The sequence below is a fragment of the Bacteroides sp. OF04-15BH genome, assembly GCF_003477995.1.
Lineage (GTDB): Bacteria > Bacteroidota > Bacteroidia > Bacteroidales > Bacteroidaceae > Paraprevotella.
Genome location: NZ_QUEM01000013.1, coordinates 87639 through 95296, shown reverse-complemented (window position 1 = coordinate 95296; position 7658 = coordinate 87639). Strand labels below are relative to the sequence as shown.

Here is a 7658-nt window from a genome sequence, read left to right as displayed (position 1 = left end):
GCGGAATTAAATTTGCACATATTTAATTCCGCCAACAGGTTTTGATAGTTTTATTTCCCAAACTGGATGTATAAAGCTATACATGTAGATATGAACATTAATATAAATATGAAAGATTTATTCTGGATTATGTACTGATGGTGTTTACTTCCTCTTAAACACCTTTCCCAGCTTCTTTCCTATGGAGTACAGACCATCATAGATGGATATCAGGATGACTATAAAGATCAGTAAAGTCCATTCGCCAGCCTCCTGGAGTTTGCTTTTTGAGGTGTCGTCCGGCTCACACTCATGCTTTTCAGGTTTATGGTAGTCCTTATCGATATTGTCCTTATCATCGTCATTATCATGTGGCTCACTGTTCCATTCGTCGCATTCTTCTATATATTGAAGGTATTTTTTCGGATCAATAGAACAAGTGGTACCGTATTCACCGCTTTCATCCATATTCTTCCAGATTGTTGCATACAGAGAATCTTGGAAACCAACAGAATTTCTGGGCAGAGTATGGTAACTACCGCAGTAAGGACATCTTTGTGGACTGGTCAGGATTGTGCATCTGTATTCCATATCCAGACCTTTAAATCTCTTTCGGCAATTGTCACAGAAAAAAATTGTTATACCTCTTAGCATGATAGAATAATTTTAGGATTAGACTAATATGATACGCTTAGATATTGGAAATGATGATATCCAGTAGGGCGATTTTCTTTCTTAATTCTTCCCGCATTTTCCGGTCTCTCCATTTGATGACCAGCGGTTGCTGACCGTCCTTTTCCAGATAAAGCCCCTCTTCTGATTCTATTTCGAATATCCGAATGCGAAAACATTCTTCCATTTGTTTCTTTAACTGAAAGAATTTTGTGGTGGGGTAGGCCTGGGCATATCCCATTTCCTTGAGCTTATATAGAAGAACTGCTGACAGTTGGTTGTTTAGGATCTCAAACTGATATTCTTTGAGATTATTTTTCAGGGCAGACAGGGTGTATAGTGCCCAAGCCAGTTGTTCTTTCAGTAAAGCGTTGTCTGTATTATCCTTCTGTTCGATATGACGATACGCATTCAGAACACTGCGATGGGTCTGTAGTTTGGAAAAAAGAAACAGGTCGAAGCGGACTTTTAGTCCAAAAAATATTTTCATCATTTCAGTTTGGTTTATGTGAATCTGCGAAAGATGGAATATCCCTCCAATATGGAAAGTGAATCGGATATTGGAGGGATGTCTCTGCCTTACCGGTTCGGATATTTCTATGAATAAACTCCGAGGTACAGCAGAGTAGGAAGGATAGGATATTTAAACAAGTGTAGTCTTTATTTGATTCATTTCATCGATTTGGGTGCGTATGAGTCCTTTCTGTGTTTCCAGGGCATCACGCTCCCGTTGGGCATTCTTCAATTCACTTTCTTTCTGGTTTCGTTTGGTATGTATATCTTCAATCTGTTCCTGTAAAGGTTCAATCAGATCGGTGATAAAGGCTTCCTTCACAGAATCGATGACTGCATCTTTTCTCATGAAAGCATGGTCCAGATAAGGACTTGGGTCAAAATCCCGGCTGATGGAATTGATGAAATCTTCCACTTTAGCTAAATTTTCATCGTAGCTCAGTATATTTCCGATTACTCCCAATAGACCCCAGGAAGCTCCATTAAGGACCTCCCAGATAACATCTCCCCAACCATAATTGGTGTCGTTGTCATCATCTTCCTTAAAGGAGAACAAATCGTTGTCATCCATATCCAGATGAATCTTGTTTTGGATGCTTTCGATAAAGTCTTTGGAATCAAAATCCGGCAGATATTGCATCAGCAGGCTTTCTGCATCCTGAAAGAAGGTATTGATACTTTTTTTGATGACTCTTTTGCCCTGTTCGGTCAACTCTTCGGTTTTACGTTTCAGTGTTCGGGTGATTAGGAACTGGAACTCGTTGTCAATTCTGGGGCGGATACTATCGAAACTCTTGAACCGGCTCCAGTCACGATGAATGATTTCTTTCATGCGTTTGCAGGAACGGTCCACTTCGTCCTCCATATCTTGTTTCCCTATTCGGATCAGGTTACGAATATTTTCATTCAGTCCTTCTCCAAGAGAATTGATCTTTTTCTGAAGTTTTTTGTGTACCCGTGCCAGTTTGTCTTCCCGTTCTTCTACCTCCGAATCCGGCATCTGGAGCAGTTCAATCTTGTTGTTGATCAGATGCAGTTCGTTTTCATTCTCGGCTTTGATCTTGTTGCCTGCCGCCAGAATGGCGTTCAGAGGCTTGGCAAACAGAATTTGTCCTTTTTCTTTGTCGATCAGTTCTTTTACGGCATTTGTCAGGTCATCAATATGACTCCACTGGTGCATTTCCTGTGCGGTACTGATACCGAAGTTCGAGCAATGTCTTTTCCAGGCAAAATCAAAAGCCTCGTTTTCACTGATTCTGCTGGTGGGGATTGCAGCCAGCAGAGCCATTTCTGCAGATACCGGTATCAGCTCGACGGTACTTAAGATTTCGGTGAGGGTATTGTCCTGACAGGCTTTGCAGGCTTTCCGGATTTCCGCCTTGACATAATCCCGGATCTGCTGCTCGTCTTCCGGATTCGATTCACAGCAATAGGGGATGTCATATTTATTGATGCCGATCAACACCTTGCCGATGCCGCACTGGCGTACATTCTTGAAAATGATGTCCCGGTCCGTAGCGTCGAACGGTCGGCCGGCATAGAGCATCATCAGCACCACATCGGCCTTTTTGAGGAACTCCTTGGTGCGTTCCTCGCGCGATACAATCGGGTCGTTGAATCCCGGAGTATCCACAATCTCCACTCCTTTAAGGTACTCTTTCGGATAGTAGATCGTAACCGATTTCGTAATGGAGATAAACTTGCCGTCGGCCCCGACGTACTCGATGAGCTGGTCGAAACTGTCCTCTTGGGTCTTGCCCAGATAGTTTTGCAGGGAGGCCCCGAGTCTGGAAGATTTCTCTACCAGTTCTTTGGCCGCCTTGATCTTAGATTCGTCCAAAGAGTCCACGGCCTCCTCCAGCGGACGCGCGGCCTGCATCTTCTGCTCGGCCCATTCATCGGCCGTATAGAATTCAGCCACAATACGCTCTTTCTCGCCGTATGTAATTACCGAGAGTGCCGCCGTCATGGGGGTAGTGGCCGCCGGCAGCACGTCATTCTCAAAGATAAAGGCATTCAGGAATGTAGATTTGCCGCATTTCATCTGTCCGATGACACCGATGGTCAGCGTGTCCTTTTCCAGCTTTTCCCTGATCTCTGCCAAAGAGAGTGTGTCTTTGGCGGAGGTGGTCCGTTCTTTGGGTATCCAGCCATATTCGGCTGCCCGCTTGGCCACTTGCAGGAGAGCCTGTTTCTTCTCCTGCAAATTGTTCAGATATTGAGAGAAATTAGTTCTGTCGCTCATAGTTTTCTATCTTTTTTTGAATCTTCTTGAATTGTTCATAACAGTCATCCAATCTTCTCCAGGTTGCTTTCAGGTCGCACAGATTGGAGTATTCCTGTTGGATTTCTCCGGCTTCCTCAATGCATCTTTCAAAACTGTTTGACAGACTTTCTACTTGGTAGCCGGCAATATCGTTCAGTAAAAATTTCAGTCTTTCTCCTTCGTCAGCAGTCATCTCAAAGCGGTCGGAACTGAAGATATGTTCCACCCATTTAGGAATCTGGCAGGCTCTCTCACAGTTTTCCTGCATGTTTCTCAAGCTTGTCCAAAACTCATCCGAGAGTTCCTCCCCACTCTGAAGAGCATTGTTATAGCTGCGGTCGCTTTCGGCTACTGCATCCTTAAAGATATTCAGATACTCTTCTATATCTGTTCTCAGGTCCGAAAGGAAGTTGGCACGATTGCTGATTCTTTCTACACTCTGGATGGGGTTCATAATCTGTTCCAAAGGAGCCTGAGACGAGAAGCGGATAAACTGTTGTACGGTCAGTCCTTCGTTGGCAAGTGTCTTTCTGATCAGTGCTTCTACTTTATCAACCTCCGATTTCGGCTTGGTGTCTACCTTATTGATTACGACATACAGAGGTTTGTTCAGCTTTTCCTTGATGATGGCAATGGAACTTCGGTTTACGGTCCCGGCATTTACATCGAACACCCAGAACAGGGCGTCACATTCGTTGATGACATCTATGGTCCGTTCCCGGTCTTCCTTGTCATTGGAGTTGAATCCCGGGGTGTCCAGCACACTCAGTCCCTGAAGGTTCTGGTTCGGGTAAGACATCACAAAGTATTTGATGAGTGCGGAAATTCCTTTCACCTGATCCAGAGTTTCCTTGGAAACCTTTCTGAAAGAATGCTCATCGATCACTTTCATCTTGCCATCACCGGAAATGAAGTTGTAGTGTACGTTTTCACTGCTGGCAATGTAGGTCGGGATGGCTGTAGTTGCTTTGGTGCTGACCGGAAGCTGAGGGATGGACGGGTCGTCCTGCGACAGGATGCGGTTGACGATAGAGGTCTTTCCGGCAGAGAATTCTCCGACAAAGGCAATGGTCTTCTTTCCGTCGAGCCAGCTCTTCCGTTTGGTTGAGGCCCACTGGTCGAAATAGTCATACAGAAACGTCTTGATATGTTCAAGGGCTTCTCTACCTTTCAGGTCTCCACAGCTGAAGTCTGGATCGCTGGTGTAGATAAACGAATAGACATCGGTCAACGGTCCTTTGAGGAAAGCTTCCAGATTATCAATTTCCCGGTTCAGAGCTCTGGTATCGCTTTGTTTTACTTCGCTGGCCGACAGAATCTCCTGTATGAAACTGAGGGAAGTTGCTTTCTGGTCAAGTTCCTGATCCATCTCTTCCAATTGTTGCTTGGCATCACACAATTCATCGTGCAGCTGTTGAGCTGCCTTTCTCTCTTTGTCTAAGTCATCCTGCAACTCTTCCAGTTCTGCATTTTTGCTGGAGATGCGTTTTTTCAGTTCGTCGTTGTCATCTTCGCAATCTTCCAGTTCTTCTTCCAGAGCCTTGATTTTCTTCTTCAGTTTTTCAATCTCATTTAGTTGTTCTTGAACGGCTGAGTCTATCTTGCCATTCAGGGCATTGGCCAGTTCTTTGTCCAACCGCTCACATTGAGCTTTGGCTTCAGCCAGCAGTTGCTCATATTTGTTTTTCAGAGCTGTACTTTTTGACGTCGTTTCCTGGTCGGCTTCGGCAAGTTTTGCTCTGATCTCTCGGTTGGCTCCTTCCAGATTCGTGCATCTTGAGAGAATTTCCTCTTTTTCTTTTTTTAATTTGGCCAGTTCATCCCTTAAAACATTCTTTTCCGCTTCGATCAGTTGTATTTTTGAAATCTCAAAAGTATCTTTTTGGGAGGCTGTTGGTTGTATTTTGGATTCTTCGGACGAAGTTTCCCGCTTTCTGAAAAAGAACCAGGCTAAGGCAGCCCCGATGATGAAGGCTGCCATTACTAGTAATACTATAATTCCACTGTTCATACCAGTTCCTGTTTTTAGTCCAGTTTATTTTTCAGATTTTCCATTTCTGCCTTGAGCTGTTCACATTCATCTTTATATTCCTTTATTTTGCGCGTCAGTTCATCATTCTGTTGCTGAAGGCTCTTGACGGTTCGTTTGGCCTTGTCCAGTTCATATTCCAGATCGTCGTTGTCTTCATCATGACTCTGCGCCCGTTTGCGCACTGCATCCAGTTCGGCCAGCAGATCCTCCACCTGCCGCTCCAGTTCACGGTTGCGTTTGCTGAACTTTTCATTTTCCGCATACAAATCATCCAGCTCATTCTGTCTGCTGGTTTGCTGTTTTTTGTTGTCAAACAGTTTGTCTTTGGCAACGAAGCCTGTTGCTCCGCCCAAAAGAAATGCGCCTAAAACGTCTATCATTTTCATGCTGATTTATAAAGTTAGTAATTGGGTTTTGTATTCGCGTAGCTGGTTCATTCTCTCGTCAAAAAGCTCTTTTTTCTCCTTTTGCTCTGTCTTGAGTTGATTCAGTGATGCCCGTTTTTGTTCAATCAGTTCGGTTACTCCGTTTTGCAGACTGGTGCGGATGCTTTCGGTTAGCCGGATGGAGATGTCCTGCAGTCTGCTTTTGAACTCTGGAATCAGTGAATCGTTTATATAGTTTCTGACGGCACGTATGCGCTGAGGCTTTGACATCATCTTGTCGGTAACCAGGCCCACCATAGAATCAATCAGCCCTTTATCGCTTCCGAACTGTTGTCCTATTTGTTGGTTGGATTCAGAGTAAGCGTGATATCTGTCTGTGGCCTGTGCCATGAATCCGGCAGCCCGTTCAATTCTACTGGCTGTGTTCTGATTGGACGCGATGCTGCTTACATCCGTAACCGTGTCTGCCAGATCCAGCATCGTTCCCGGATTGGCAAGAGCGGCTGCAGCAGTACCTCCACTGGAAGCTACGGCGGCGGCAACACCTACTGCGGCAGCGGCAATCACGCCGGCCTTGATCCAACCGTCGTATTCATGTCCCATGGTGTTCAAATCCAGATTGTAGCATAGCTCTGAGATCTGAACGTCCGACAGATCCAGATTGATAGTCGCTGCGCCTGTCTTCCGGTCGTTATCTTTCTGACAGAAGGTATGTTCCCGAAGAATCTGTTGGATTTGTGCCTTATATTCATTCATCAGGAGAGTTGCCGTACTGTTTATCATAGAAACAGCTTCGGCATCGAAATTACAGCTCTTTCCGTTGACCAGCCCGTTCAGTTTGGTTGTTACAAGATCCTCAAATTTGCGGGCGATTTCCTTTTCGCACGAAGCTTTTTCGTCCGAAATGTTGTCCATCATCCGCTCTATATTCCGACTGATACTCTCCAGCTCCTGTTGGCATTTGGTGATGGCTTCATCCAGTTTTTTGTCTGATGCGGAAGCCTTCATCAGTTCTTCGATATGTTCCAGAAGCAGGTCGGTGATATTCTTCAGCCTTTGTGTGTCTACCTTTTGAATGATATCCTTTTTGTTTTGCTGGATATCCTCAAACAGAGCATACAGTTCAGACAGATTGCCTGTCGAAGCAGATACTACGGCTACCTGTTTTACCGGAATCTTGCAGTTCTCGATGATATATGATTTGGCCGTCTCGATTTCTTGCGATGATTTGGTGTCTGCTTTGGTCAGCACCAGATAAATCGGTTTCAGGGAAAGACGCATCATTTCAATGAAATCCGTTAGCGAGCGGGTAACCTGTTGGTTGATGTCTGCAACCAGCAGAATGCCGTCAGCCTTGGGCAGAAAGCTCACCAGAGTCTGTTTGTGTTTCGGATCGGGTGAAGACAATCCCGGAGTATCTACCAGAATGGTCGAAGCGGGTACCAGGGTCGATGTGTCGAACACGGTGACTACCTTGGCATCGGCCAACTTCTCGTTTTTCAGCTCCGAGAGATCATTGATTTCCGTGATTTCATCATCCTGACTTACTATGTTTGCCTGACAGGATGTGCTGCCGAAATGCACTTCATAAATAGTTGCTGTGGTCGGTTTGGTGGCTGTTTCCAGTTTCTTGCTGTCCGTAAGAGCATTGATGAGTGTGGTTTTTCCGGAACTGAACTCACCGACCAGCGGCAGCATCAGGCTGGCATTTTCCTGCAGGGCGCGCTGTCCGATGAAATCCAATTCTCTTTCAACGCTGTCCAGGCCCAGATAAGCGGCAATACCGAGTAGTGTTTCTACTGTTTTCATA

The 7658-nt window shown here is 45.2% G+C and carries 6 protein-coding genes; all 6 read right to left on the bottom strand.

The window, feature by feature from the left end; genetic code table 11:
- Window positions 1–144: 144 nt before the first annotated feature.
- The 6 genes from DXA74_RS07755 to DXA74_RS07730 all read right to left on the bottom strand — a co-directional run bounded on the left by DXA74_RS07755 (window position 145) and on the right by DXA74_RS07730 (window position 7657).
- Entirely contained in the window at window positions 145–570 is a 426-nt protein-coding gene (locus tag DXA74_RS07755) for a hypothetical protein (protein ID WP_147401052.1), read from the bottom strand.
- A 100-nt stretch (window positions 571–670) separates the two neighbouring features.
- Window positions 671–1144, bottom strand: coding sequence for a hypothetical protein (locus tag DXA74_RS07750; protein ID WP_118526343.1), 474 nt, complete (start codon window positions 1142–1144; stop codon window positions 671–673).
- Between the two features lie 150 nt (window positions 1145–1294).
- Window positions 1295–3409, bottom strand: coding sequence for a dynamin family protein (locus DXA74_RS07745; protein WP_118526341.1), 2115 nt, complete (start codon window positions 3407–3409; stop codon window positions 1295–1297).
- Window positions 3393–5441, bottom strand: a complete 2049-nt coding sequence (locus tag DXA74_RS07740; protein WP_118526339.1) for a dynamin family protein — start codon at window positions 5439–5441, stop codon at window positions 3393–3395. The genes DXA74_RS07745 and DXA74_RS07740 overlap by 17 nt, the downstream gene beginning before the upstream one ends.
- A gap of 14 nt (window positions 5442–5455) precedes the next feature.
- On the bottom strand, window positions 5456–5842 hold the full coding sequence (locus tag DXA74_RS07735) for a hypothetical protein (RefSeq protein WP_158576040.1): 387 nt from the start codon (window positions 5840–5842) through the stop codon (window positions 5456–5458).
- Between the two features lie 12 nt (window positions 5843–5854).
- On the bottom strand, window positions 5855–7657 hold the full coding sequence (locus tag DXA74_RS07730) for a dynamin family protein (RefSeq protein WP_118526335.1): 1803 nt from the start codon (window positions 7655–7657) through the stop codon (window positions 5855–5857).
- Window position 7658: the final 1 nt, after the last annotated feature.